The sequence below is a fragment of the Bacillus sp. F56 genome (genome assembly GCF_001748205.1).
GTDB lineage: Bacteria > Bacillota > Bacilli > Bacillales > Bacillaceae > Bacillus > Bacillus stercoris.
In genome coordinates this window covers 241,358-266,398 of the sequence record NZ_BDFC01000006.1, presented here as the reverse complement: position 1 = coordinate 266,398, position 25,041 = coordinate 241,358, and the positions used below count along the sequence as shown (strand labels likewise).

The 25,041-nt window shown below is 40.8% G+C and carries 31 protein-coding genes, 1 other RNA gene and 1 pseudogene; 13 read left to right on the top strand and 20 right to left on the bottom strand.

What is annotated here, in order from left to right; genetic code table 11:
• Positions 1-194 precede the first annotated feature (194 nt).
• On the bottom strand, positions 195-941 hold the full coding sequence (locus BFW96_RS09865; RefSeq protein ID WP_010334554.1) for an SDR family NAD(P)-dependent oxidoreductase: 747 nt from the start codon (positions 939-941) through the stop codon (positions 195-197).
• Between the two features lie 168 nt (positions 942-1,109).
• On the opposite strand from BFW96_RS09865, the gene BFW96_RS09860 reads away from it, so the two are divergent.
• Together BFW96_RS09860 and BFW96_RS21705 are read left to right on the top strand one after the other, a co-directional pair.
• Positions 1,110-1,460 carry a winged helix-turn-helix transcriptional regulator gene (locus BFW96_RS09860; RefSeq protein WP_014664240.1) on the top strand — a complete coding sequence of 117 codons (351 nt, stop codon included), beginning with the start codon at positions 1,110-1,112 and terminating at the stop codon, positions 1,458-1,460.
• Complete coding sequence (locus BFW96_RS21705) at positions 1,435-1,677, top strand: hypothetical protein (RefSeq protein ID WP_169051582.1); 243 nt, start codon at positions 1,435-1,437, stop codon at positions 1,675-1,677. Before BFW96_RS09860 ends, BFW96_RS21705 begins: the two co-directional genes overlap by 26 nt.
• A 502-nt stretch (positions 1,678-2,179) precedes the next feature.
• Here the strand turns inward: BFW96_RS21705 and csaA are convergent.
• From csaA to BFW96_RS09820, 7 genes are all read right to left on the bottom strand, one after another.
• The gene (gene csaA / locus BFW96_RS09850) at positions 2,180-2,512 is read right to left on the bottom strand and encodes a chaperone CsaA (RefSeq protein WP_069839307.1); all 333 of its coding nucleotides are present in this window, start codon (positions 2,510-2,512) and stop codon (positions 2,180-2,182) included.
• A 64-nt stretch (positions 2,513-2,576) separates the two neighbouring features.
• On the bottom strand, positions 2,577-3,302 hold the full coding sequence (locus BFW96_RS09845; RefSeq protein ID WP_083252849.1) for a helix-turn-helix domain-containing protein: 726 nt from the start codon (positions 3,300-3,302) through the stop codon (positions 2,577-2,579).
• Between the two features lie 14 nt (positions 3,303-3,316).
• Positions 3,317-4,060, bottom strand: a complete 744-nt coding sequence (locus tag BFW96_RS09840; protein WP_069839305.1) for a GNAT family N-acetyltransferase — start codon at positions 4,058-4,060, stop codon at positions 3,317-3,319.
• Positions 4,061-4,136: 76 nt separating this feature from the next.
• Positions 4,137-4,712, bottom strand: a complete 576-nt coding sequence (locus tag BFW96_RS09835; RefSeq protein WP_040082913.1) for a TetR/AcrR family transcriptional regulator — start codon at positions 4,710-4,712, stop codon at positions 4,137-4,139.
• Between the two features lie 5 nt (positions 4,713-4,717).
• Positions 4,718-5,419 (bottom strand): MBL fold metallo-hydrolase, encoded by a 702-nt coding sequence (locus BFW96_RS09830; protein ID WP_069839304.1) that lies wholly within the window; start codon positions 5,417-5,419, stop codon positions 4,718-4,720.
• 77 nt (positions 5,420-5,496) lie between these two features.
• Positions 5,497-5,979, bottom strand: coding sequence for a GyrI-like domain-containing protein (locus tag BFW96_RS09825; protein WP_069839303.1), 483 nt, complete (start codon positions 5,977-5,979; stop codon positions 5,497-5,499).
• Between the two features lie 53 nt (positions 5,980-6,032).
• A complete protein-coding gene (locus BFW96_RS09820; protein ID WP_014664249.1) occupies positions 6,033-6,971 on the bottom strand; it encodes a helix-turn-helix transcriptional regulator in 939 nt (312 codons plus the stop codon).
• Between the two features lie 206 nt (positions 6,972-7,177).
• Between BFW96_RS09820 and csk22 the strand changes: the two genes are divergently transcribed.
• Entirely contained in the window at positions 7,178-7,723 is a 546-nt protein-coding gene (gene csk22 / locus BFW96_RS09815; RefSeq protein ID WP_069839302.1) for a mother cell-specific sporulation protein Csk22, read from the top strand.
• A gap of 26 nt (positions 7,724-7,749) precedes the next feature.
• Here csk22 and czrA read toward each other — a convergent pair whose 3' ends face one another.
• Positions 7,750-8,073: a Zn(II)-responsive metalloregulatory transcriptional repressor CzrA gene (czrA, locus tag BFW96_RS09810; protein ID WP_003231284.1), complete on the bottom strand. Its 324-nt coding sequence runs from the start codon at positions 8,071-8,073 to the stop codon at positions 7,750-7,752.
• A 192-nt stretch (positions 8,074-8,265) separates the two neighbouring features.
• On the opposite strand from czrA, the gene BFW96_RS09805 reads away from it, so the two are divergent.
• Positions 8,266-8,943 (top strand): lysozyme family protein, encoded by a 678-nt coding sequence (locus tag BFW96_RS09805; RefSeq protein WP_014664251.1) that lies wholly within the window; start codon positions 8,266-8,268, stop codon positions 8,941-8,943.
• Positions 8,944-9,032: 89 nt separating this feature from the next.
• Here the strand turns inward: BFW96_RS09805 and BFW96_RS09800 are convergent, their stop codons facing one another.
• Positions 9,033-9,569: a DUF420 domain-containing protein gene (locus tag BFW96_RS09800; RefSeq protein WP_003231280.1), complete on the bottom strand. Its 537-nt coding sequence runs from the start codon at positions 9,567-9,569 to the stop codon at positions 9,033-9,035.
• Between the two features lie 137 nt (positions 9,570-9,706).
• A pseudogene (locus tag BFW96_RS09795) lies at positions 9,707-10,490 on the bottom strand (VLRF1 family aeRF1-type release factor).
• A 170-nt stretch (positions 10,491-10,660) separates the two neighbouring features.
• On the opposite strand from BFW96_RS09795, the gene BFW96_RS09790 reads away from it, so the two are divergent.
• The 5 genes from BFW96_RS09790 (at position 10,661) to desR (ending at position 15,271) form a co-directional block, all read left to right on the top strand.
• Positions 10,661-11,158 carry an N-acetyltransferase gene (locus BFW96_RS09790; protein ID WP_040082905.1) on the top strand — a complete coding sequence of 166 codons (498 nt, stop codon included), beginning with the start codon at positions 10,661-10,663 and terminating at the stop codon, positions 11,156-11,158.
• A 63-nt stretch (positions 11,159-11,221) separates the two neighbouring features.
• Complete coding sequence (locus BFW96_RS09785; RefSeq protein WP_069839301.1) at positions 11,222-12,199, top strand: S66 family peptidase; 978 nt, start codon at positions 11,222-11,224, stop codon at positions 12,197-12,199.
• Between the two features lie 163 nt (positions 12,200-12,362).
• Complete coding sequence (desA, locus tag BFW96_RS09780; protein ID WP_069839300.1) at positions 12,363-13,421, top strand: Delta(5) desaturase DesA; 1,059 nt, start codon at positions 12,363-12,365, stop codon at positions 13,419-13,421.
• 119 nt (positions 13,422-13,540) lie between these two features.
• Positions 13,541-14,653: a two-component sensor histidine kinase DesK gene (desK, locus tag BFW96_RS09775; RefSeq protein ID WP_014664256.1), complete on the top strand. Its 1,113-nt coding sequence runs from the start codon at positions 13,541-13,543 to the stop codon at positions 14,651-14,653.
• Between the two features lie 18 nt (positions 14,654-14,671).
• Positions 14,672-15,271 (top strand): two-component system response regulator DesR, encoded by a 600-nt coding sequence (gene desR / locus BFW96_RS09770; protein WP_014664257.1) that lies wholly within the window; start codon positions 14,672-14,674, stop codon positions 15,269-15,271.
• Positions 15,272-15,842: 571 nt separating this feature from the next.
• Here desR and BFW96_RS09765 read toward each other — a convergent pair.
• From BFW96_RS09765 to BFW96_RS09735, 6 genes are all read right to left on the bottom strand, one after another.
• Positions 15,843-16,706: a LysM peptidoglycan-binding and 3D domain-containing protein gene (locus BFW96_RS09765; RefSeq protein ID WP_014664259.1), complete on the bottom strand. Its 864-nt coding sequence runs from the start codon at positions 16,704-16,706 to the stop codon at positions 15,843-15,845.
• A gap of 247 nt (positions 16,707-16,953) precedes the next feature.
• On the bottom strand, positions 16,954-18,729 hold the full coding sequence (gene recQ / locus BFW96_RS09760) for a DNA helicase RecQ (protein ID WP_040082901.1): 1,776 nt from the start codon (positions 18,727-18,729) through the stop codon (positions 16,954-16,956).
• Positions 18,730-18,870: 141 nt separating this feature from the next.
• A non-coding RNA gene (ssrS, locus tag BFW96_RS09755) (6S RNA) lies at positions 18,871-19,057 on the bottom strand.
• Between the two features lie 232 nt (positions 19,058-19,289).
• A complete protein-coding gene (gene azoJ, locus BFW96_RS09745) occupies positions 19,290-19,916 on the bottom strand; it encodes an FMN-dependent NADH-azoreductase AzoJ (protein WP_014664261.1) in 627 nt (208 codons plus the stop codon).
• 150 nt (positions 19,917-20,066) lie between these two features.
• Positions 20,067-20,558: a TraR/DksA family transcriptional regulator gene (locus BFW96_RS09740; protein ID WP_014664262.1), complete on the bottom strand. Its 492-nt coding sequence runs from the start codon at positions 20,556-20,558 to the stop codon at positions 20,067-20,069.
• 74 nt (positions 20,559-20,632) lie between these two features.
• Entirely contained in the window at positions 20,633-20,965 is a 333-nt protein-coding gene (locus tag BFW96_RS09735) for a hypothetical protein (protein ID WP_069839299.1), read from the bottom strand.
• A 76-nt stretch (positions 20,966-21,041) separates the two neighbouring features.
• On the opposite strand from BFW96_RS09735, the gene BFW96_RS09730 reads away from it, so the two are divergent.
• Positions 21,042-21,269 carry a hypothetical protein gene (locus BFW96_RS09730; RefSeq protein WP_069839298.1) on the top strand — a complete coding sequence of 76 codons (228 nt, stop codon included), beginning with the start codon at positions 21,042-21,044 and terminating at the stop codon, positions 21,267-21,269.
• On the opposite strand, the gene yocM is transcribed toward BFW96_RS09730, so the two are convergent.
• Complete coding sequence (gene yocM / locus BFW96_RS09725) at positions 21,256-21,732, bottom strand: salt stress-responsive protein YocM (RefSeq protein WP_014664265.1); 477 nt, start codon at positions 21,730-21,732, stop codon at positions 21,256-21,258. The two genes, BFW96_RS09730 and yocM, sit on opposite strands and share 14 nt — an antisense overlap.
• 66 nt (positions 21,733-21,798) lie before the next feature.
• Here yocM and BFW96_RS09720 point away from each other — a divergent pair, with 66 nt between their 5' ends.
• Positions 21,799-22,062: a hypothetical protein gene (locus tag BFW96_RS09720; protein WP_004399338.1), complete on the top strand. Its 264-nt coding sequence runs from the start codon at positions 21,799-21,801 to the stop codon at positions 22,060-22,062.
• 4 nt (positions 22,063-22,066) lie between these two features.
• Positions 22,067-22,300 (top strand): hypothetical protein, encoded by a 234-nt coding sequence (locus BFW96_RS09715; protein WP_014664266.1) that lies wholly within the window; start codon positions 22,067-22,069, stop codon positions 22,298-22,300.
• Between the two features lie 77 nt (positions 22,301-22,377).
• Here the strand turns inward: BFW96_RS09715 and BFW96_RS09710 are convergent, their stop codons facing one another.
• Both BFW96_RS09710 and BFW96_RS09705 read right to left on the bottom strand, forming a co-directional pair.
• Complete coding sequence (locus BFW96_RS09710) at positions 22,378-22,722, bottom strand: PH domain-containing protein (protein WP_003220141.1); 345 nt, start codon at positions 22,720-22,722, stop codon at positions 22,378-22,380.
• 354 nt (positions 22,723-23,076) lie between these two features.
• Complete coding sequence (locus BFW96_RS09705) at positions 23,077-23,280, bottom strand: DUF6501 family protein (RefSeq protein WP_003231245.1); 204 nt, start codon at positions 23,278-23,280, stop codon at positions 23,077-23,079.
• A 229-nt stretch (positions 23,281-23,509) separates the two neighbouring features.
• Between BFW96_RS09705 and dhaS the strand changes: the two genes are divergently transcribed.
• The gene (gene dhaS, locus BFW96_RS09700) at positions 23,510-24,997 is read left to right on the top strand and encodes an aldehyde dehydrogenase DhaS (RefSeq protein ID WP_069839297.1); all 1,488 of its coding nucleotides are present in this window, start codon (positions 23,510-23,512) and stop codon (positions 24,995-24,997) included.
• The last annotated feature ends 44 nt before the right edge of the window (positions 24,998-25,041 follow it).

The window sequence follows — 25,041 nt, the reverse complement described above, 5'->3', positions numbered from 1 at the left end:
TCACAAAGTAATCTTTTTTACAGGTCATTTAGTGGTAGCCCCAGGTAAATGCTAATTTACAACGTTAATCAAATTCATACATAAAAAAGTCGAATTCCCTGTCCATTAAGGAAAACGACTTTTTTATACGACTTCTTCAAGTAAATCCCCATTAACCTTTTTCGGGGACTATTTGTAATCTCTGCGCAGTGAAATTATACCTGTGCTAGCCCGCCATCTACGAACAATTCAACACCCGTCAAGTAACTGCTTTCGTCTGAAGCAAGGAAAGATACAGCGTTTGCTACTTCTTCAGGTGTCCCAACTTTTCCAGCTGGGACAGTATTTCTGGTATTTTCCATTGCTCCTTCAAGTGCATCACCAAAAAGCTCATCGTATGCAGGTGTAAGAATAACTCCTGGACTAACCACATTCACACGGATTTCAGTACCTTTTAGGTCAAGAATCCAGTTGCGAACTAGTGCTCTTAATGCTGCTTTAGATGCTCCATATACACTAAACGCTGGGTTGCCAATTGATCCAGCAGTAGAGCCCGTTACAATAATAGAACCTACTTTGTCCGGGAATAGTGATAACGCTTTTTGAACAGTAAAGATGGTTCCTTTAACGTTAATGTCGAACGTCCTATCAACCTGCTCTTCAGTAATTTCACCTAATGGAAGGAAGTTGCCGATGCCTGCATTAGCAAAAAGAATGTCCAACTTACCTTTTTCCTGCTTTATAATGTCATATAGTTTGTCTAAGTCTTCAAGCTTAGATATATCACCTTGAACACCGGTTACGTTCTTGCCAATTTGGTTAACAGCTTTATCAAGTTCGTTTTGTCTACGTCCCGTGATATAAACATATGCACCTTCGTTTACAAATTTTTGTGCTGTAGCAAGACCAATCCCGCTTGTTCCACCCGTTACAAGCGCTATTTTACCTTCAAATTTACCCATACTTAACACTCCTTTAGAATTAATTTTATTTTATGTCTAGTACCTTTAAGTACTTGAAGAACAACTTACAAGATATAGTATCCTTCAGTAAGCACATTATCGGAAGTACCCACTTTTTTGTGATATAGTAACTAAAAAGTAATAAATGTGGAATGGAGAGCTTTCGACATGAAAAAATTTAGCTGTGGGTTTGAAGTGACAAAGGAAGTTATTGGTGGAAAATGGAAAGGCCTTGTATTATACTTTTTAATGAATGGACCAAAGAGAACGAGTGAATTAAAGCGCATTATCCCAAATATAACTCAGAAAATGCTGATTCAAACACTAAGAGAGCTTGAAGCCAGTGGACTTGTGAGCAGAAAGATGTATAATCAAGTACCGCCGAAGGTTGAATATTCATCCACTGAACTTGGAGAATCTCTTAAACCTATCTTGCAGGAGCTATGTCAATGGGGAAGCCATTATGCGGAGCAAGAGTATGCAGAAGGCGAATATGAAATTGTACAACCAGACAACTAAAGTTAGGATTGATGTAGCTGCTGAAGTAAATGCTAAACAACTTCAATACCATCACCTAACAGATGAAGAACAGTCAGAAATAAATGAGATATTCAATTTTGAAAGCGAAGTTTTAATAAGAAGTGTCATGGACTATATTCAAGAGAACTTTGATGAGATTCAAAAAAGACTGTTTCAAATGTTAAAGAGAAGGTTCAGAAACTTAGCCAAAAAATAAATGAAGATATTGATAATAATATTTAATGCCTATGATCTCTAGATAGGCATTTTTTTGTGCATAAAAAAGACTTGAGTTAAAAATCCAGGTCACACTACTCCCCTGTATTCACCTTATTATTTAGTACGTGTTTATTGATTTAACAGGTTTTATTCACATTATCAAAACGGTGTTGGAGGTCACACTCAGGTCACAGTTAAGTCACTTTTCTAAGTTTGGACGATAAAACATAAGCTATCTATTGTAAATACAAATTAACAATATCATGATTGGAATTGTGTGTTTCGCTTATGTTCGACAAAATAAGACGATTTCTGACAACAAATTCACTCACAATTACAAATTTACCTTGCATTCCTACGCCCGCCATGCTATATTCATATAGCGATGAGCTGAATTGTGTAAGCCGATGTACATGCCTTTACGGCACACACGAATGTGGCGTGTGGTGCATCGCCTCAATACGCAAAGACGTTTGCCTTAGGCAAACGTCTTTTTTGTGTTATCCGATTTTTGTGCCGTTTGAAACAGGCTGATCCGGCTGCAGCAGAACGACGTCGCCCTGGCCAGGAATGCCGCCAAGGACCAAGACTTCCGATTTGAATCCGGCGATCCGGCGGGGCGGAAAGTTCACGACTGCTATGACTTGCTTGTTGACGAGAACTTCCGGCTGGTAACGCTTCGTGATCTGCGCGCTCGATTGTTTTATGCCGATTTCCGACCCAAAATCTATTACAAGCTTGATTGCCGGTACTCTTGCTTCAGGAAATTCTTCCGCTTTTACAATTGTTCCCGTTCTGATATCCAATTTCTCAAAGTCTTCAATGACTGCCATATCAATAACTCCTTTTTCTCCTATTGTAAAGGAGATATTCAAGATTCGCTTAACCAAAGAGCCATTATTTTTTATCTGAATATAAGGTGTTTCGATACAGGCGGGGCGGCATTCCTGTGCTTTTTGTGAACCATCTGGTAAAAGAAGAAAGGTTTTGAAAGCCCAGCGCCTCGCTCACAACGGTAAGAGTTTCATTTCTCTCCATCAGCATTCGTTTTGCTTCCTCAAGGCGAAGGTCGGCAATATAGTTCTGTGGGGACTTCCCTGTCTGTTTTTTGAACCAGCTTGAATAGTAAGCTGGGTGATAATGCTCGATTTCTGCCAGCTTCTTAATCGTCAGCCGCTCAAATAAATGGCTGTGAATGTATGCAATTGAGGCATAGCTATGGGATTGAAGCTTTTCTTTTATGTATTGTACTAGCATATGAAGCGAGTTGGCTGTTCCGGCCTTTGCTTCCTCTGTCAGCAAGTACCTGATCGAAGACCAGAAAGGATCGAGTGCAGCTTCAATTCCCGATCCTGCACGATACTCATCAATTTTCATTGCATGAAGCGGAACATCCAGTACAAGACATTCATTTCTTCCGATAGAGCGGAAGCGATGCTCGCACTCCGGTTGAATATATAAAAAATGATCCGGATTTAATTTCACCTGGCGCCCCTCAGTCTCAAGATCTATACTTCCTTGAAGCGGAAATAGAAATTGGCTGTACGCGTGCTTATGTGAATGATATAGGCGTGTGTATGTCCGTTTTTCGCAAATAATCTCTTGAAGCGAATCCATCAGCAACCCCCTTCCTTTGGTCATCTTTTGATCCGGTAATGGTGTTCCGATATGGGCGAAAATCCGATTTTTTCATATAACGAAACTGCCCCCAGATTTTCTTTCATCACTTGTAAAAACATGCGTTCCGCTCCGTTGTTTTTTGCCCATTCAGTCAACACCCTGATCACTTGGGTTCCCGCCCCTTTTCCTCTGTGCTCCTCGGCTACAACGATATTACTAAGTCCGCCATAACCATCAATAACAGAAACCGTGCCAAGCGCTGTCAGGCTTCCTTTGTCATACATCTTAAAAAAAGTTTTACACGGCGGCATGCGTTCGAAAATGTGTTTGTAACCTTGGTGACGCTCGGGCGAAAACCCTTCTAATTGAATAAATTCATCTATCCAAACAGATGATGGCTCTTGTTCCCACTTGTATGTAAATCGGCTGTTGTCATTTGTTCGGCTCATAATCGACCGGCACAACGCCGTCATTTGGAAGCACTCGTCAACCTTTTCATATCTGCTTTCTGCCAATGTGTCATCAAGCCCTTTCGGTGATGCGTTGCTAATATGAAAACAAACAGGCAAGCCTAAACTTTGATAAAAAAGTTCGGCCTCAAGCTGAAAATCACCTTCAGGCATATCCGCAGAAGTCCATACACTATTTGCCCTTTTGGTTACTCCAAAATTCGCTCTGAGAAGCCATTGCCCTATGTTTTTTTGAATATAAGGCGGCCATGAAGCTGCCGCTAACCGTTCAATCTTGTGAATGTCATCCATTGCATAATGCCTCTCCCCTATGTATACTTCCTTGACATTATACAATATTCAGAAATATAAGACACCTTTTATAGGTTTACATAATAGTTTTATTGCTTATTAATAAACCTGACAAAAACGTTCTAATTGAAAATGACAGGCTTTCTGAAATGTTCTCCTCGCGTTCAAATGCTTCTTTTGCAATTAAAGCAGTAAAGCCGTGCAGCAGGCTTCTAAGCCCCCTTGTCGCATGAATAGCAGTCTTTTCACTTGCATAGCCGTTTTCAATGAGCAGCTCTGTCACAAGACGGACAATTTGGTTTGAAGCGATTTCCGCTCTTTTGTCCTGAACCTTAAGCAGAGCCGCTTCATAATATCCGGGATTTTCAATTGCAAAATCAACATATGCATGAGCTAAAGAAAGCATAGCCGAATCTCCCTTTCGTTCCGTTACGGAGTCCGCCATTTGATCAAAAAGCTTTGTCAGTCCTCTGACAGCAAGTTCTGTTCTGATTGCTTGCAGCCCGTTGATATGGTTATACAATGACGGAGGGCGTACATTCATTTTTTTAGAAAGCGCCGCAAGTGAGACACCATTTACCCCTTCCTGATCAGCGATCTCAGCTGCAGCGTCTATAATCATTTTTGAGGTTAATCCTATTCTCGGTGACATGCTCATCATCCTTTCTTTGCTTTTTGAATCGCCTGTCCTATCCGCTCTGAGGGTGATCGCAGAAAATTCCCATGTCCGACAGCGAGACAGGAAGGCGCCTTATCGGCGAGCAATTGTGCACTTTTGATGGCCTCCTCCTTATTCCATGTGGCGAAAGCGGGAAAAGGAAACGTCCATTTTATCTGGCCTGAAACAGCGATTCCTCCGCGCAACTGAAGCGCATCCCCTGCTATTAAAGTGCCGTTTCTTGTATCAAGAAATGACATGCTGCCTGGTGTATGGCCGGGTGTAGGGATGGCAAGCAGGGAACCAATTGTTTCACCGCCCGTCAGCAGTTGGTGAGGCTTTGTTTGTATGTGTTTCGGAATACCTCCTTTTATAGGCGTCTGCGGTTCATCTTGCCGCAAGGATGTGTCACCTTGAAGCAAGAATGAATCCCGTTCCGAGATCATGACCTTCGCATGCGGAAATGTTTGTGCCAATGTATCCAGTGATCCAACATGGTCCCCATGTGCATGAGTCAGTAAAATATGCTGAAGCGGTTTTCCAATCTGATTCACAGCTTGAATGATTCCTTTATAGCTGCCTGGAAGCGCGGCATCAATAAGGGTGACTTCGTTTTCTTCCTCTACTAAATAGCAATTGACTGGAAACAATGCTGGAAAAAAAGTCAGCTGCCAAACGGTTTGATACTGAGTCATTCTCATCTTTTTATTCCCCCTAACAAAAAACTAATAGCGTTAGTTTTATTATTAACTAATGCCATTAGTTTTTCAAGAGTTTATTATTTTTTTATCGCTACATAAATGTTAACTTGTGCCCGCTGTGGCACTGCAGCACTTCGATCATACACCTCAAAGTCACCTGTAAACGTGCGCAGATGTCGCTTATCCCACGTCCAAATGTCCTTCCACGTTTCAAGCACAATCTCTTCAATAGGACCGATTCTGGAAGTGAAAACGGCATAAGCGGAAGCCGGCAAATCAATGTTTTCATATGGTTCCGGAAGGATGTCGTCGTATTCCTGAAACGTTCCGATTGAAAATGTGTAAAGCCCATTTGTCTCCTGTTCATAATTCGAATATAAGGCAGTAATGCTCTGGTCTTTTTCTCCCTGTGATAAAAGAACGCTCATATCCTGCTTCCAGAATTGGTCCCACAGTGCCGGAATCCTCCTTTCTTCCGTCATTTCCAGTGCGTTGCTTGTCCGTTGTGAGAGTCCGGCAAATCGTTTCCGGTCTAAGTGTGTCATATGTGAAAAGCCCATACGATCTCCTCCTTTTTTTAAGATTATAGACAAAGAAACCTGACAGCAGTGTGTCAGGTTTCATATATTTTTTGCATGTGATGAATGGTTTCTTTTACTTTATCCCGTATATGAAGAGGCTGCAGAACCTCAATATCCTTTCCGAACTGGAGCAAAAAACCGATCAGCCATTGATCTTCAGGAAGCGAAATCACTGCCCGGCAGATTTCATTTTCATCACAGTGAAGGACATCATATCCGAACCATTCACCTATGCGCTGACGTGCTGCCGGCTGAACAAGAATAACCAATTCAGTTAAACGGTCCTTTTGGTACCATCTCTTATCCCATGGCAAAGTGTCCAGCTGAATGTCTTTTCTGATAAAGGTCTGATGTAAGATGGCCAGATCTTTCATCCGGTTTAGTTTAAAAAAACGAAAATCATTTCTTACCAGGCAGTAGGCATATAAATACCAGTGCCCCGCCTTGCAAACCAATGTATAAGGTTCAGTCTCCCGAAGCAGTGTTTCCCCGCTTGCGCTTGTATATGTAAAAGATATCGTTGACAATCGATCGATGGCGGCGCTGATTTTCTCACGAAGCGCCTTTTGATCCTCAGTCTGGCCCCAAGCCGTCATGTCAATAAACCATTTTTCAGTTTGGTGCTTAAATGCTTCGGCTGACTGCTCAGGTATGAGGTGCTTGATTTTTTGATAAGCTGTGCTGTGAGAAACAGGTTCGTGCATAGATGAAACACTCTGCAAAGCAGAAGCGATCGCAAACAGTTCCTCCTCCTTCAGCCACTCTCTCTCAAGCCGATACGTCTCCATAATGCCAATTCCGCCCCCGGAGCCCTGTGAGGTCACAATTGGAATACCAGCCCTATTGATCGTCTCAATATCACGGTAAATGGTTCTGACTGATACTTCAAACAGCTCAGCAAGTTCAGCAGCCTGCACTTGTTTTTTGCTGATTAATAATACAACCATCGCTAACAAACGTTCCAGTTTCATTCTGCGCACCTTTTCTTCTTGTATTTCCCATCAAAACAATCATAACATTTTGATAAAGCTTGGGCATATCTATTATGCGGCCACATACACCTCGCATATGTTATGAAAACAGGGGTTCCCCCTTCTTTTTTGTGTTCAGTATTTGATTTCAGCTACTATTTCCAACCGGATAAGCATACACTTCTCAACGGAGGGGATTTCACATCATGCATTTTACACTTCAAAGCGTTTATCCTGCCATGATCATCATCTTTTTTCTGTATAAAAAAATTAAAAGGTCCATCGGATACCAGCCGCTGAAGCCCCGCTGGCTGTTCACCCGCATCATTCTTTTCTCGCTGTTTGCTTTTGTGCTTTCAATCTTCAGCCTCATCCACCCTTTTTTATATGGATATCTCATTATGGGTATTCTTGGCGGATGGCTCCTTGTCTTTTTCGCTAAGAAAAACATCTCCTTTAAAAAACGGAGAGGAAAGATCTATTTTCGGACTCATATTTGGGTAGAGGTGATTCTCTTAACTTTATTTCTATCAAGATTTCTGTATCGAGTGACGGAGATTTATCTTACCTCACCTGATCTAAACAGCCTTGGATCATACAGTCAGTCAATCGGAACGGACCCTCTGACAATTGGCGTCTTTTTTCTGATAGCCGTTTATTATATCGGTTTTTCCTCTTTTGTCATCAAGCTTAGCCGAAACGAACTCGAACAGCACAGACACAATAAAGAAAAAGACATCCTTGCCCGCTAACAGCGAATTAAGCAAGGATGTCTTTTTCAATCATGCTGTGTATGATGGATCATTTGCTGAAGAACATCTAAAACATGTTCATCCTCCGGAGAGTAATAAATTGATGTTCCTTCTCTGCGCGATTTGACAAGCCGGAGATTTTTTAAAAATCTAAGCTGGTGGGACACTGTAGACTGCAGTAAATTCAGCTTTTCTGCAATTCCGTTTACTGCATGTTCACCCTGTGACAATAAATGAAGAATTCTGATTCGGGTAGGATCAGAAAGCGCTTTGAATGTTTGCGCTACTAGAAACAAAGTCTCCTCGTCCAGATCAGCAGCCGATTGTTCCGTTTCTCTAAATTCAGTCATATGTATCACCTTTCTTTATTCATAATTTTATCTTATAACAAATGCGCTTGAGTGCAAAACAGCCTGCTTGTATTCCATTTCAATCTCATAGTTTAAATTTATGTTTCAAATTAGGTTTTTACTTGGTCTGATTTATCGTTCTATGTCATAATAAAAAGGTCATACTGCTCCAAACATTGAGGGTGAAACACAGTGAAGAAAAAGAGAAAAGGCTGTTTCGCTGCTGCGGGTTTTATGATGATTTTTGTCTTTGTCATCGCCTCTTTTTTATTGGTATTGCTTTTTTTTAACCGGGATTTAATCAAAAAACTTCCGATCGATACAAAAACGATTGTTTTGGAACGTTTAACCGATTACAAACCCTTGGTGGAAGAAGAGCTTGAAAGCCAAGGACTCTCTCATTATACATCACTCATATTAGGCATGATGTATCAGGAGTCAAAAGGAAAAGGCAATGATCCCATGCAGTCCTCTGAATCTCTGGGGTTAAAACGCAATGAGATAACAGACCCTCAACTCAGTGTTAAACAAGGCATCAAGCAATTTACCCTCATGTACAAAACCGGTAAGGAAAAAGGTGTGGATTTGGATACCATTATTCAAAGCTACAACATGGGGGCAGGTTACATTGATTTTGTAGCTGAACATGGAGGAACGCATACTGAGGAATTGGCAAAACAATACTCCGAGCAGCAAGTCAAAAAAAATCCTGATCTGTATACTTGCGGGGGAAACATGAACAATTTCCGCTATCCGTATTGCTACGGTGATTATACGTATGCAGAAAAAGTAAAAGAAAAAACAAAAACTGTTGAAGAATCTATGCAGGTTGCAACACTTGAAACCATGGAATCCAAGGCTCATGAATAAGAGTCTATCAATTTGTTGACAAAAGCCCAAACATGAATTTGGGCTTTTGTCATGTTTACATGTAAAAAAAGCCATACTCAGTATGGCTTTTAATAATATGGTGAAATCATCAAATATACAATAACGCCTGTAAGGCTTACATACAGCCATAAAGGCATTGTCCATCTGGCGATTTTTTTATGGCGCTCTACCTGCATGCTGAAGCCTCTGATCAGCGTAAACAGCGCAAGCGGCACAATGATTGCAGAAAGGCAGATATGTGTAATTAAAATAAAGAAGTAAATCGGACGCATAATACCTTCTCCGCCATAAAGCGTATTTTCCGCAATCGAGTGGTAAGTCACATAGCAAATCAAAAATAGTAATGTTGTTGTGAATGCGGCTAAGATAAAGCGTTTGTGAGCTTTAATATTTTTCTGTTTAATCATAATCAGCGCGGCCAATAAGAAGATAAACGTAAAGCTGTTGAATATCGCATTCAGCATGGGCAAAATGTGAATATTCGCATGGCTGAATTGATCTAATTTAGGCATAAAAAACAGCACTGCGATTAAACCGTTAATCAGAACTGTCAGCGTGAGGACAATCCCCGTGTAATTTTTCGGTTTATTTTCTGTTTGATTCATTTGGTGACCTCTCCTAATTTGTACTGGCTATCCAAATCGTATGCAAATTCAAAGAAGATGTCAACGTTTTCGACTGCTTCGTCAGAAATTAGACACACTTCAAAGGCCGGCGGCTATTAGCCCCGGCCCTGTTAGGTTTACGCTTCTTTTATCAGATGTTCAATGACCTTATGTTCATTTTCATTCAGCAGGTTCTTTTGAATTTTCGAATGAATGGGTTTATTCATATGCTGATCCAAGATATCAGCCGTTTCTTTATCCCCGGCGATGACCATTCGTTCCCATCTTTTCGCAGCAGCTTTTTGATCTAGGCTGGCAGCCAGCCGCTTATATAGTCTCGATTGGTTCTCTGTTACATGTTCCCTCATCCGGTTCTCTTCAAATGCTTCCGCTTTGTTTACAGCGGAACGGCAATTCTTCCAAGACTCATTGATCATATCATACTCATAACGCTCCACCGTCTCAATTTCCCCTAAAACGGTTTCAATAATTTTCACTTCATGCTGCTGAGTTAAAATAAACGCCGTACTTGGGTATGTTTGGCGCAAATCCCTTAACTGATCCAGGACAGCTGTTTCTTCCCAGTAAAATCTAGTATCTACAGGGACTTGAAGCTTAATCGCTTCCCATATGCCACTGTCGGAAACAAAAAACACGAGACTGCGGGGCATGTCTTTTCCCATTGCATTCAGGTATTGATTCATTTTAGCTCTGATTCCATCCAGACACTTTCTCCTCCTCTGGATTACTAGCAGCCAAATACTCTTTTAATCGGCTGAATCCTGACTTTAGGGCAATCTTCCATTCCCCCCTCTGCTGCTCTGGATCTCTCGTATCTGTATTGAGATACAGGGAGAGAATTTTATCCGGCGGTACCAATTGGACATATTGTAATTTGTTAATCAATGAATCAATCGCCATTCCGCTTCCTCCTTTTTCACAGGTTAGTTTTCTTTTTCCTCTCTTAAAAATGATCAAACCTGACTTAGCGCTAATTTCTAGTAATAATGGAATTGTTGTTTACAATACGCCTCTCTTCTAATACAATTGGTAACTGTGTTTCTAAGCAGTTTTTTGAAAGGAGTTTGATCTTGTTTACTATTAAAGAAAAAAATCGTCAAGAGCTTGAGGAAGAGCTAAATGAATTAGAATTTCAAATTTACCGAATGCAGGAGAATATGAAGGATTTATCTAAGGATGCCAAAGTGCTTGGTATTGATCAATCGAAACATCAAGAGTGGATGATTGTTTCCTCGATTGATGATGGCCAAACATGCAAAATTATGCTTACTGATTGTAAAACGGCTTACAGAGGAAAAGGCAGTTTTTCACTTGTAGCGTCTTACAAGGATGATGCCATTCATATCGGGGACATCAAAGGCCCTCCGAATCACGGGTTTGGTTCCATTTGCATGAAATATTTAAAAGATATCGCCAGAGACCACAATATTCCGAAAGTCACAGGCGACATTGCCAAGCGTGATTGGAATCATGTAGACCGGCTGATTCATTTTTATGAAAAACATCAATTCAAAGTATGCGTCGATCCTGATACACAATCCGGCAGCATTAAGTGGGTTGATTTGTAAAAAAATCTGGAATAATGAGCCTAGATGTGCTGTAATGGTGTAAAACCATTGATGGAGGGTTCTATGTACGCCTCAAAACTGAAAAAGGGAGACGAGATCCGGATTGTGTCTCCCGCAACCAGCATGTCTATATTATCAAACGAAGCAAAAGTTCAAGCAAAAACAACATTAGAACACTTAGGTTATCGGGTCACCATTGCTGAACATGCAAATGAATGTAACGTATTTGATTCATCCTCTATCGAATCAAGAGTCCATGATCTGCACACGGCCTTTTTTGATCCAGGCGTCAAAGCGATTTTAACGACACTCGGAGGCTTCAATTCAAATCAGCTGCTGCGCTATCTTGATTACGAAAAAATCAAACAGCATCCAAAAATTCTGTGCGGCTATTCTGATATAACGGCCCTCAGCAATGCCATTTATCAAAAAACGGGTCTTGTTACGTATTCAGGCCCCCACTTTTCAACATTTGCAATGAAAAAAGGGCTCGATTATACACAAGATTATTTTCTTTCATGCTGCGCTTCGGACGACCCGTTTGAGATTCATCCTTCGAGCGAATGGAGCGATGACCGCTGGTATTTGGATCAAGAAAGCAGACGCTTTTATCCAAATAACGAACCTGTTGTGATTCAAGAGGGTTATGCGGAAGGCACTTTGATTGGCGGAAACCTATGCACGCTTAATTTGCTGCAGGGAACGGAGTATTTACCAGAAACAGAACATACCATCTTATTGATTGAAGATGATTATATGTCAGACATCCACATGTTTGACCGCGATCTGCAATCACTCATCCACCTCCCCGCTTTTTCACATGTAAAGGGTATTTTGATCGGCAGATTTCAGAAAGCATCAAACGTATCAATGGATCTCGTAAAAGCCATGATCGAAACAAAAAAAGAATTATCCGGCATCCCGGTCATCGCAAACATAAATGCTGGACATACCTCTCCAATTGCCACATTCCCTATAGGGGGAACATGCAGAATTGAAGCTGTTTCGGGCACCTCGCGAATATGGATCGATAAACATTAATCAGCTTGTAAATTTTTTTACAAGCTTTTTTAGCGTAATCGGTTATGCAAAAGGCGCACCAGACATGACAAATGTCATATAGGAGGCATGATGTGTGCTACTACAAAAGACTTCTCTCATTAGCGTATACTGAACCGAGACACACAATGAGAGGATACTTACTATGACTGAACAAACCGTTGCACATAAACAAAAACAGCTGACAAAGCAAGTCGCTGCATTTGCTCAGCCTGAAACGAAAAACAGCCTGATTCAGCTTTTGAACACGTTTATTCCATTCTTCGGCCTGTGGTTTCTTGCTTTTCTCAGCCTCAATGTCTCCTATCTTCTTACGTTAGCATTAACAGTGATTGCCGCGGGTTTTCTGACAAGAATTTTTATCATCTTCCATGACTGCTGCCATCAATCTTTTTTCAAACAAAAACGCTATAACCATATTCTTGGTTTTCTGACAGGTGTCCTGACTTTATTCCCGTATCTTCAATGGCAGCACAGCCATTCGATTCACCATGCGACAAGCAGCAATCTGGATAAACGCGGAACAGGTGATATCTGGATGTTAACAGTGAACGAATATAAGGCTGCATCCAGACGAACAAAGCTTGCCTACAGACTTTATAGAAACCCGTTTATTATGTTTATTCTCGGACCGATTTATGTTTTTCTGATCACGAACCGTTTTAACAAAAAAGGCGCAAGACGCAAGGAGCGTGTAAACACATACCTTACGAATCTGGCAATTGCTGCGTTAGCTGCCGCTTGCTGTCTGATCTTTGGCTGGCAATCGTTTTTGCTCGTTCAAGGCCCGATATTTCTGATTTCAGGTTCAATCGGTGTTTGGCTGTTTTACGTGCAGCATACCTTTGAAGATTCTTATTTTGAAGCGGATGAAAACTGGAGCTACGTTCAGGCCGCTGTTGAAGGCAGTTCATTTTATAAGCTTCCGAAGCTGCTTCAATGGCTGACAGGCAATATCGGTTACCACCACGTGCATCATTTGAGTCCAAAGGTGCCTAACTATAAGCTTGAAGTGGCTCATGAACATCATGAACCATTAAAAAACGTACCGACAATTACCTTAAAAACAAGTCTGCAATCACTTGCATTCCGCCTTTGGGATGAAGATAAAAAACAATTTGTGTCCTTTCGGGACATCAAACATAAACCTTCAAGCTCTTCGCCTGGTTCACCAGATAAAGAGCAGTTGCGAAAGAACGCCTGATGATGAAGGAGGTCTTCTAATATACTAGAGGACTTCCTTTTTATTATTGGAGGGTGCATTCCGGCTTTCACAATGATAAAGTTACAAGTAAGATGAAAAGCTGAAAATGAGGTAAGATCATGATTAAAAAGCATTTTACATTTCAAAAACTAAGCGGAATTACTCCCTATATATGGACAATATTTTTCATTCTCCCCTTCTACTTTATATGGAAATCATCATCTACATTTGTTATTATTGTCGGCATCATTTTGACGCTTTTATTTTTTTCCGTATATAGATTTGCTTTCGTCTCAAAAGGCTGGACCATTTATTTGTGGGGATTTTTATTAATCGGCATTTCGACGTCCTCCATTACTCTGTTCAGTTATATTTATTTTGCGTTTTTTATCGCGTATTTTATTGGAAACATTAAGGAACGCGTCCCTTTTCACATTTTATATTATGTCCATTTAATAAGCGCGGCTGTCGCAGCTAATTTCAGTCTCGTATTAAAAAAGGAATTCTTTTTGACTCAAATTCCTTTTGTCGTCATTACCCTCATCAGCGCGATTTTATTGCCCTTCAGTATAAGAAGCCGCAAGGAACGCGAACGGCTGGAAGAAAAGCTTGAGGATGCAAATGAACGGATTGCAGAACTGGTAAAATTAGAAGAACGGCAGCGAATTGCCCGCGATCTCCATGATACGCTTGGACAAAAGCTTTCTCTTATCGGATTAAAAAGCGACTTAGCGAGAAAATTGATATACAAAGATCCCGAACAAGCAGCTCGTGAATTGAAAAGTGTTCAGCAAACAGCGAGAACTTCTTTAAATGAAGTAAGAAAAATCGTATCCTCCATGAAAGGCATCCGGCTCAAGGATGAACTGATCAACATCAAACAGATTCTCGAAGCCGCAGACATTACGTTTATCTATGAAGAAGAGAAGTGGCCCGAAAATATCTCATTGCTAAATGAAAACATTTTGAGCATGTGCTTAAAAGAAGCTGTCACAAATGTCGTCAAACACAGTCAGGCTAAAACTTGCCGAGTAGACATTCAGCAGCTCTGGAAGGAAGTTGTCATTACAGTGTCTGACGATGGAACATTTAAAGGAGAAGAAAATTCCTTTTCTAAAGGACATGGCTTACTTGGGATGAGAGAACGGCTTGAGTTTGCAAACGGAAGCCTTCACATCGATACCGAAAACGGCACCAAGCTTACCATGGCAATTCCTAATAATTCAAAATAAACATAAAGGATGGCTTACATGATTAGTATATTTATTGCAGAAGATCAGCAAATGCTGCTGGGCGCTTTAGGATCACTTCTAAACCTAGAAGACGATATGGAAGTCGTAGGAAAAGGGACAACCGGCCAAGATGCTGTTGATTTTGTCAAAAAACGCCAGCCTGATGTATGTATTATGGACATTGAAATGCCTGGAAAAACAGGCCTGGAAGCTGCCGAGGAGCTAAAGAATACAGGCTGCAAAATTATAATCCTAACCACCTTTGCCAGACCCGGCTACTTTCAGAGAGCTATTAAAGCAGGCGTAAAAGGCTATTTATTAAAAGACAGTCCGAGCGAAGAGCTCGCCTGCGCCATCCGTAGCGTTATGAACGGAAAGCGCATCTATGCACCTGAGCTGATGGAGGACTTATACAGCGAGGCTAACCCTCTTACAGATAGAGAAAAAGAAGTGCTTGAACTTGTGGCTAACGGTAAAAATACCAAAGAAATCGCTCAGGAACTCAGCATCAAAAGCGGAACGGTGCGAAATTATATCTCAATGATTCTAGAAAAACTTGAAGTGAAAAATCGAATTGAAGCCATTACCCGTTCAAAAGAAAAAGGCTGGTTTAAATAAAAAAAGATCTTGGCAGATGCCAAGATCTTTTTTGTTAACCTGAATACATCGCCGGAACCGGAACAAGACGGATCGATATCCTTCACGCTTAAAGCCAGCTGAACGATGATATGCTTAACAGCCTCAGATTGACTAGTTGTCCTATTAAAATCGCCGCCACTGCACATCTGCTGAATTGCTGATATCAATTGAATTGCGTATTTAATATGGAAAGTCATCTGCTGACCAACTCCGCTCACAAGCTGCCTTGCCCAACTGCAAGAGTGCCTAATATGACAATAAAAAACCGCCTAAAATGAATCCGATTCCGTATATGGCAACTGCTACATCCAACTGCCTTTTATCCGCAAAAAAAGATACACAGCAGCTCATTTCGCCGATCAAGGATATTAACAACCAGCTATAAATGCCATGGTGCAAAATGTCTCTGTAATGTGAAATCATTCCTTGAACCCGAGAGCCCCTAAATCGCACATAAAAAGAAAAACGGGACCACTTTTCTTTATCAGCATATGATAAAGAAAAAAAGACACAAGCCAAAAGCTCATGTCTTTTATCACAATCTATATCATTAGTTTAAGACTTTCACACTTACAGTTTTGACGCCCCAATTTGATGCATCGCTTTTATTTGGTACAAATACGTCAATTTTATTTCCTTTAATAGCGCCGCCAGTGTCTGCTGCTGTTGCTTCCCCGTAGCCTTCAACATAGACTTTAGAACCTAGCGGAATCACATTAGGATCAACCGCGATAACTTTCGCGTTCGGGTTCTTATTTAAGTCAATGCCTGTTGCCGTAACGCCGGAGATGCCGCCGTCGTTAGCAGTGTAAGCAGTAGCAGTAACTGTTAGTTCTTTTGAAGCTTCTTGATTATTTGTATTTGATTGAACAGCCTTCTCTTCTGTGTTAACAGAAGTTTCTGCCTCAGCTTTTGTTTCTTGTTTAGGTTGCTGTTGTACAGCTTCTTGTTTAGGTTGCTCTTTTTGCACAGCCTCTTGTTTTGGTGCAGCTTGAGGTGCGCTTGTTTGCGCATTCTCAACAACTGTGTTTGCTGCTGTTGCCTGACCTTTTACTGAAAGAGTTGATCCAGCATAGATCATGTCAGAGCTTAAGTTATTCCAAACTTTCAGGTTGTTGACTGTCGTGCCGAATTTTTGAGCAATCTTAGAAAGCGTATCTCCCGCTTTAATTGTATATTGCCCATTAGTGGTTGTTTCTTCTGAAGAAATGGTCAGTTTTTCTCCTGCAATGATTTTATCAGAAGTTAACTTGTTCCATTCTTTTAAGTCCTTTAGGTTCACTCCGTTTTTCTGAGAGATTCCCCAGAGCGTATCACCCTTTTGCACCGTAATTTCTTTTGCAGAAGCGTGAGCTCCGAATGCAGTTGTTGAAAGTGCAGCAACTGCCACAAAGGACATAATCGTCTTCTTCATAAGTAAATCCTCCCTTGTTAGCTTTTTATTGGCGGCTAACAGGTGATATCGTAACACACGTAAATGTCAAATCAATAACAAAAAGATATGATTTAGATTACAGTTCCTTTACATGAAGGATTTCTCTCTGATGGAAAGACTTGCTGAACCCTTGATATAATAGGCTTCGCAAGTCTTTTTATTTTAAGGTAAAACAGAGAAAATAAAATGTGTTTTTTATAGAAAAAAAGATTGATTTTCTGTTTTTTTAGTCTGTCATCCTTGCATAAGCCTGTATTTCTTGTAAAAAAAGCCGGCCGTATTTTGCTCTTTTTTGTTCTCCGACTCCTTTTATAGACAAAAGTTCCTCATCATTTACGGGTTGTTTTCCGGACATTTCTTTTAACGTTTGGTCAGAGAAAACAACAAATGGCGGAACACCCTGCTCAGCCGCGATTTCTTTTCGAACCATGCGCAATCGTTCAAACAGCTCGTCATTTTCAGTAATCGCTGCCGCTTTTAACGCTTCTTTTCTCGTGACTGATAATTCTCCTCTCAGCACATTCCTTCCTTTACTGCTGACAAAAAGAGTCGGAAACGTACCATCTGACATCCTGATAAAGTCGTCAGAAATAAGAAATTCGATAAAATCACTGATTTCACCAACTGATTGGTGTTTTAATATTCCGTATGTTGAAAGGTCCGAAAAACCGTTTTCAAGAACTTTTTTATTTTTGGAGCCGGCAAGCACCTGGGCAACTATCGTCTTGCCAAATCGTTCTTTCATGCGAATGATACAAGATAAGACCATTTGCGCCTCCCGCGTCACGTCATGGGCCGCCCTTGTATCAGTGCAGTTTCCGCATTGTCCGCACGCATCGGGCTCCTTTTCTCCGAAATACATAAGGATAAAACGCTGCAGACAATCTTCCGTATGACAATAGTCGACCATTTGTCTCAGCTTTTTTAAATCCTGCTTTTGTTTCTCTTCATGTTCTGATTGCTCAATTAAGAAGCGCTGCACCATAATATCCTGCGGTGAAAACAGGAGAACACATTCACTGGCAAGGCCGTCCCGCCCAGCTCGTCCAGCCTCTTGATAATAGCTTTCCATATCTTTTGGAATTTGTGCATGCAGAACAAATCTGATATTTGATTTATCAATCCCCATTCCAAAAGCAGAGGTTGCCACCATCACTTGAAGCTCATCATTAAGAAACCTTTCCTGCTGCTCTTTTCTCACATCATCAGCCAAACCTCCGTGATACCGCCCTGCCCTGATCTGATTTCGTTTCAATCTCTCATATATCCGATCAGCTTCTTTTCTGGTCGCGGTATAGACAATTCCTGCTTCATGTCTGTTGTTTTGCACATATTCATCTATAAAACGATCTTTATTTTCTCCTTTTACTACTTTAAAGGTTAAATTTTCTCGTGAAAATCCGGTATATACCGTGTTTTCTTTTTGAATGTGCAGCTGTTTGCAAATATCATCATGAACCTCGGGTGTGGCTGTTGCTGTTAACGCCATGATGACAGGCTTGTCGTGTAATTCACGGAACAAAATCTCAATATTTCTGTAGCTTGGCCTGAAATCGTGCCCCCATTGAGAAATACAGTGCGCCTCGTCTATTGCGACCAAAGGAACATCTATGCCCTGCAAAATCCGGATAAACTCCGTGGACGTTAGTCGCTCTGGTGTAATGTAAAAAAGCTTATAAGCCCCTTCTTTGAGTCCGTTCAGCCTCTCGTATATTTCCTGATTGGATTGTGTGCTATTAATGTAGGCGGCGTTAATCCCCGCTTCTTCTAATGCATCAACTTGATCCTTCATCAAGGAAATCAACGGTGAAATGACGATCGTCGTCCCTTCAAACATTAATGCTGGAATTTGATAGCAAATCGATTTGCCGCCTCCCGTTGGCATAATACAGGCCGTATTTTGCCTCGCTTCCGTTACCAAGCGGATCGCTTCATCCTGGCCGCTGCGAAGCTTTTCATAACCAAAATAATGAGCCAGAAGGGATTGGGCTCTATGTAACATAATGTGTAAACCTCGCTTTTCCTTGAATTTCTCCCATCATATCATAAAAAAGAGGCCTTCATTTCTTTCACACAAAAATTGAATTTTTTGCTATACCAACCTTTTCAGATAAAATAAAAAGCCATTTCCGAAAAGGAAATGGCTTTCGCTACATCTTGCCGTATGCAAGTAAGAAAGTTTTAAACCACCACTCCTCAAAGTGGGTGTTTGCAGAAACGTTCCTGTCGTCCTCAGCAATGGAGGCATGACATTCCGGCTTCGATATAAAACTCCCTATTACAGCTTAAAGGTTAAAACTTAATTAACAATACGCACAAAGTAGCTTCTTTTATATAGTACACCATCGGGCGGTTTTAATCAAGAGGCCAGAACAATTGTTTAGAAAAACTTTTTCCAGCCAATAAAAATGTTTTTTCGCTATTATATCCAAAGATTCGACAAATCAAAAAATATATTACAATAAAAAAACAGCCTTTTTTCGCTAAGAGGATTCATCACTTTCTTCTATATAAATATGTATACAAAAAAACTCCTATCAATGCGATAGGAGTTTTTGTTCATTAGAATTTTGCAGCAAGATCTTTTGCTTCTTGTAAACCTTTTTCAACGATTTCTTGCGCTTGATCAGGCGCTGCGTTATGTCCTTCGATGACAACTGTGTGTAAGTCTTGAACACCCCAGAAACCAAGAACTGTTTTCATGAAGTTTAATGACATTTCTAAAGAAGCCATTGGTCCTTCTGAATAAATGCCGCCACGCGCGTTAAGGAGTGCAACTTTTTTGTCGCCCATTAAACCAACTGGTCCTTCTTGTGTGTATTTGAAAGTAACGCCTGCACGAGACAGGTAATCAACATAAGTATGAAGCACTGCTGGCACTGTGAAGTTCCAAAGCGGGAATGCGAAAACAACTTTGTCAGCTTTTACAAACTGATTCAGATATTTGTCGGCAATTGCTGCTTGTTTTTTCTCTTCTTCTGTCATTTCCATTCCTTGACCTGCTTTAAATGTTCCGTTAATCATATCTCTTCCGAGGTAAGGAAGGTTTTCTTTATGAAGGTCTAATTCAACCACTTCATCATTAGGGTTATTTTCTTTATAAGCAGCTAAGAAAGCCTCGTAAAGTTTAGTTGAAACGCCTTCTTCAGCTGTACGGTCGCTTGATTTTACAAATAAAACTGTAGACATTTGTATTCCTCCCGGTAAACTTTTTATATTTACTTACAAATAGTATGTTACTTTCTTTTTCACTCAAAGTCAATCACTTTATTTTGAATATGAGATTTTTTTCAAAAAAAAAGCAAGTACATCTAATATCGGTGTACTTGCCTGGCTTTTTTACTTCGAATCTTGTTCACGATCCAAGATTTCATACGTCTGTGAGCTTTTTTGATCAATTGTTTCTTTGTTGGATAGATCTTTTACCTGTTCGTGAAACGCTCGTTCATATGAAGGAGCATCTGCCTCAAGGTCATCCTCCATATCAGCTTGCGCCTCAACTGTCATTCTCGCATAGGGAACAGCTTCAAGTCTTTCGTAAGGAATGTCTTGGCCCGTTTTTTCACACACGCCGTAAGTTCCTTCTTTCATCTTTTGTAATGCATGGTTAACCTCCTCTAACAGCTCCCGGTCAATCTCTCTCACCGTTTGGTCTGTCATCCGGTCTGTGACGAGCGTACCGTGATCTGCCATATGGTTGTCAACCCCATTGGAAAGCTCCCCCACTTCTTCTGTCATTGATTCTGTTTCCTTTTTCTCTCCAGACAATTCTTTTTGCATATCGAGCAATTTATGATAGAGATGCTGTGTTTGTTCATTTGTCAGTGCCATGTATATCCTCTCCTTTCTATTCTGTTTCCCGTTTTGCCTCCTGTCAAACATGGGAACATGGATGGAAGGATGAGCTACTGCCTTTTTGAACGGATCGTGACCGCTGGTGTTGGTGGCGCTTCGGATTTTCGCCGGCACTTTTTGTCTTTCTCTTCTGGCGGCATATAATAGGTTGCGCCTATATTTAATCTGCCGCTCAGTTCATCAATGGTCAGCTCGCCGAATTCGAGATGATAATCAATTTTTTCAACATTCAGCGTTTCAATATGTATATAGGTTTCTTCAGCCTGCTGTTTGCTGCTGTTGTTCTGTTCCTCAAGCCGTGAAAGCCTTTCTTCACATTCACGCAGTTTGCCAAATTCTGATTTCAAACAATGCCTGATCAGGGACCTAAGCATTTTTTTCATGACATCACGACCCTTTGCATACTCCTCTTTTGTCTACATATATAATGTGTATATCCCAAAGAAAGGAGAGGTTTTCATGCTTCCGACTAACATCAATATTGCTCATCTCAAAACTAACACGATAGGCAGCGGCTCATCCCTTACCTCTGGTTCTGCGGAATTAAGGAACAAGTGCTCTGCTATCAAAAGAAATAACGGTTTCGGGGAACAAAATGCAGATTTTGTGGTCATGGTCATTCCGATTGAATCAATTGATGACCGTGACGGAGCAGATGCACTCAGTATGAAAATCAATCATCAATAACAATGGTTTTCGCTTGACCTTCGTCTTTTTGAATGGTGATGTATAGGATTCCGTCTTTAAAAATGGCACTCATCTTTCCATGAAGATGATCGGAAAGCGGAATTTTCTTTTCAAAACTTCCGTATTTCCCTTCTTTTTGGCGAAAGTCCTGTTCATTAAAATAGGAAAAGCGCTGCCCTTTCACCACTAAATAATCTCCGTACGATAATATGTGAACGTCCTGTTTACGGTAGCCTGGAAGATAAATTAAAAACTGGACTTCCGTAACGGTATCTACAATATCCATGCTTGGAAATGAAGCATCTCCTTTCCCTCGCTGATCTTGCTGCGAAAACGGAAACGGAGATTGGCCATTTGTCATAAAAGGGGTTTTTTGGTCTTCATCAAATACCTGTTTCCAAAAGTCACCGCCGTACATCTGCTGTGCGAATTCCATCCACTGCTTCATCTTTTCGAAATCCATTTGAAGCCCCCTGTCTTAACATACTTTATAACCGCCAGCATACAACTATAGAAAGGAGGTTTGCCTGTGGTTCAACCAACTCCGTATATCAATATTAATATTTTCATGCTGAAAATTAATTCCTTTGAAAATGCTTCAGCGGTTAACGTAGGACAAAATTTATTGGCAGAATGGCAAAATTCAGATAAAAAAAATCAAGGCTACGGACAGAATTTTGGAGATGCGAGCGGATTTATGGGCACGAGAAGCCATGTGGATGACAGAGACCAAATTGATTCTCCGGCCTCTTTTGAAAGTGAAGCGGTTAACTCTTCGATCAAAAGGAAGTGATGATATGTTCTTTTCACCCTCCGTCGTGAATGTCGGCGGATTTAAAATCAATACGATGGACCGTGGTTCCTCTTTAACACTCGGTCCGTATCAGCAGGTCGATTACTTTTTATCAGCCAAAATAAATCAAGGCTTTGGAGAAGAAAATGGCGACTTTACTCCTCTTGTCGTACCGATTTCAAATGTATTAGATGCAGATCTTATTGATTCGAACTCAGCGAAAAACAGTGTGGTATAACCAGAACAGGGCGCATATGCCCTGTTTTTTTATAAAAAAAGCCTAACCATTTTTTGAACGGCTGGCTCATGAAATATTCAGCTGCACAAATGCTTTGTCAGCACCGCCTGAACTTCGCTTAAATCGGTGTCTTTCGCAAATTCTAATTCGAACGTTTTGCTTCTTGTCATCAGTAAAAGCCCAGTGTCCGGATCAAACATTCCCGCTTCTTGGATGGCAAAGCTTTCAATTGTTTTATATGGAAGAAATACACGAACCTTCTTTTTGGAAAACATTTTATTGTCAAAGAAAATGATCCGCTTATTTGTAAAGCAAATTTGGTCCACTCGGAGCTTATAAATCGATTCTATTCTTTCCCCTTCAACGAGCAAAGCTTCAAGCTTCTTTGCGTCCGTTGATCTGCTAACAGAAAAAATACCCAATGAAGAACCCCTCTTTCTGCATTTATCTATTTGTTTTATCATTCACTACATAAAAATAAGTCCTTTATCCCTATATAAGAATACGACATAGAAGACATTTAAACCATTACGAACAGATTACATTTTTCAAATTTTTGATTTGTTTTTCGGCTTTTAAGCTGTTGTCATCAAGTAATACGCACATATTGAGGAAAAAGTTTCAATATTCAGCAATGTTTTTATAAAAAAAGTTGTTTTTAATGTGTCATGCATTTTGTTTTATATTTCCTGTTTAATCACAAAAAAACCGCAGCTGAGCTGCGGTTTTATGTATCGACTGCTTTTAACAAGTTTGTCTGATGCTTTAAGGAAACATTACATCTCTTCGAAGTATTCTTTATAGTAGCCGCCCACTTTATTGGTATTGTCGACCACAAAGAGAAACTCCTCTGTTTCATTTTTCACTTCATATTCTTTTCCCGGAGTTAAGACCCTGTTTACGATATATTTTTTTGCGTTTGTCTGCACACATTTTACCTTTTTGATTGTTTCTTTTTCAAGCCAATTTTTATGAATCATGATGAAATCTCCTTTACTTATCTATAAGCTTATTGTAGCTTTTTTCTTTTGTAAATTGCAATATCGGTTATTCATTGATTTTGCCTTGTTTTCTATTATAGAATGTTTGTATACGCTTACGTTTGCAGCAAATATCACAGCTTATTTCTGCTATGCAATCAAGAAATCAATGTGCTATCACCAAGAATCTCAGGACAGACCATAAAAAATGACTGGAGGTTTGTTACGAATGAGTTCTTTAACGATGCAAGTGACGAAAAGGCTGGAGACATTTTTACAGGGAACAAAGAAGCTTTATATTGACGGAAAATTTGTTCCGAGTGCCTCAGGGGCAACCTTTGACACTCCCAACCCGGCGACCGGCGAAACCTTGATGACGCTGTATGAAGCCCAGGCTGCGGATGTGGACAAAGCGGTGAAAGCTGCCCGGAAAGCCTTTGATCAAGGCGAATGGAGAACAATGTCTCCAGCTTCTAGAAGCAGACTGATGTATAAGCTGGCAGACTTAATGGAAGAGCATAAAACTGAGCTTGCTCAGCTTGAAACACTTGATAATGGGAAACCAATTAATGAAACGACTAATGGAGATATTCCGCTGGCTATCGAGCATATGCGCTATTACGCCGGCTGGTGTACAAAAATAACAGGACAGACGATTCCGGTTTCCGGCGCTTATTTTAATTATACGCGTCATGAGCCTGTCGGTGTCGTCGGCCAGATCATTCCATGGAATTTCCCGCTCCTGATGGCGATGTGGAAAATGGGTGCGGCACTTGCAACAGGCTGTACAATCGTTCTCAAACCGGCTGAACAAACACCGCTTTCAGCCCTTTATTTGGCAGAATTAATTGACCAAGCCGGTTTCCCTGCCGGTGTAATCAACATCATCCCAGGATTCGGTGAAGATGCGGGAGAAGCGCTGACGAACCACGAAGCGGTTGATAAAATTGCCTTTACCGGTTCGACTGAAATTGGAAAGAAAATCATGTCCACCGCAGCGAAAAGCATTAAGCGTGTTACATTGGAGCTGGGCGGAAAATCGCCTAATATTCTTCTGCCGGATGCGAATTTGAAAAAAGCAATCCCGGGCGCTTTAAACGGTGTGATGTTTAACCAGGGCCAGGTCTGCTGTGCGGGCTCCCGTGTCTTCATTCATAAAGACCAATATGATGAAGTTGTTGATGAAATGGTGTCCTATGCTGAGTCACTCCGCCAAGGAGCGGGTCTTCATAAAGATACGCAAATCGGGCCTCTCGTAAGCAAGGAACAGCATGAACGCGTTCTTTCCTATATTCAAAAAGGAAAAGATGAAGGAGCAAAAGCAGTGACTGGCGGAAGCTGTCCTTTTGAAGAAGGATATTTTGTCGCACCGACTGTGTTTGCGAATGTTGATGATGAAATGACCATCGCAAAAGAAGAAATTTTCGGACCCGTGCTGACTGCCATTCCGTACGAAACAGTCGATGAAGTTATTGAACGGGCAAACCATTCAGAATATGGGCTTGCGGCCGGACTGTGGACAGAGAACGTCAAGCAGGCGCACTATATCGCGGACCGCCTTCAAGCCGGAACCATTTGGGTGAACTGCTATAATGTGTTCGACGCGGCATCTCCATTTGGCGGTTATAAACAGTCAGGACTCGGACGAGAAATGGGATCATATGCCTTGAATAATTACACAGAAGTTAAAAGTGTTTGGATAAATCTTGAAGACTAACATGTATGTTTAAAAAACTGCTGCCTGCCAGCAGTTTTTTTCTT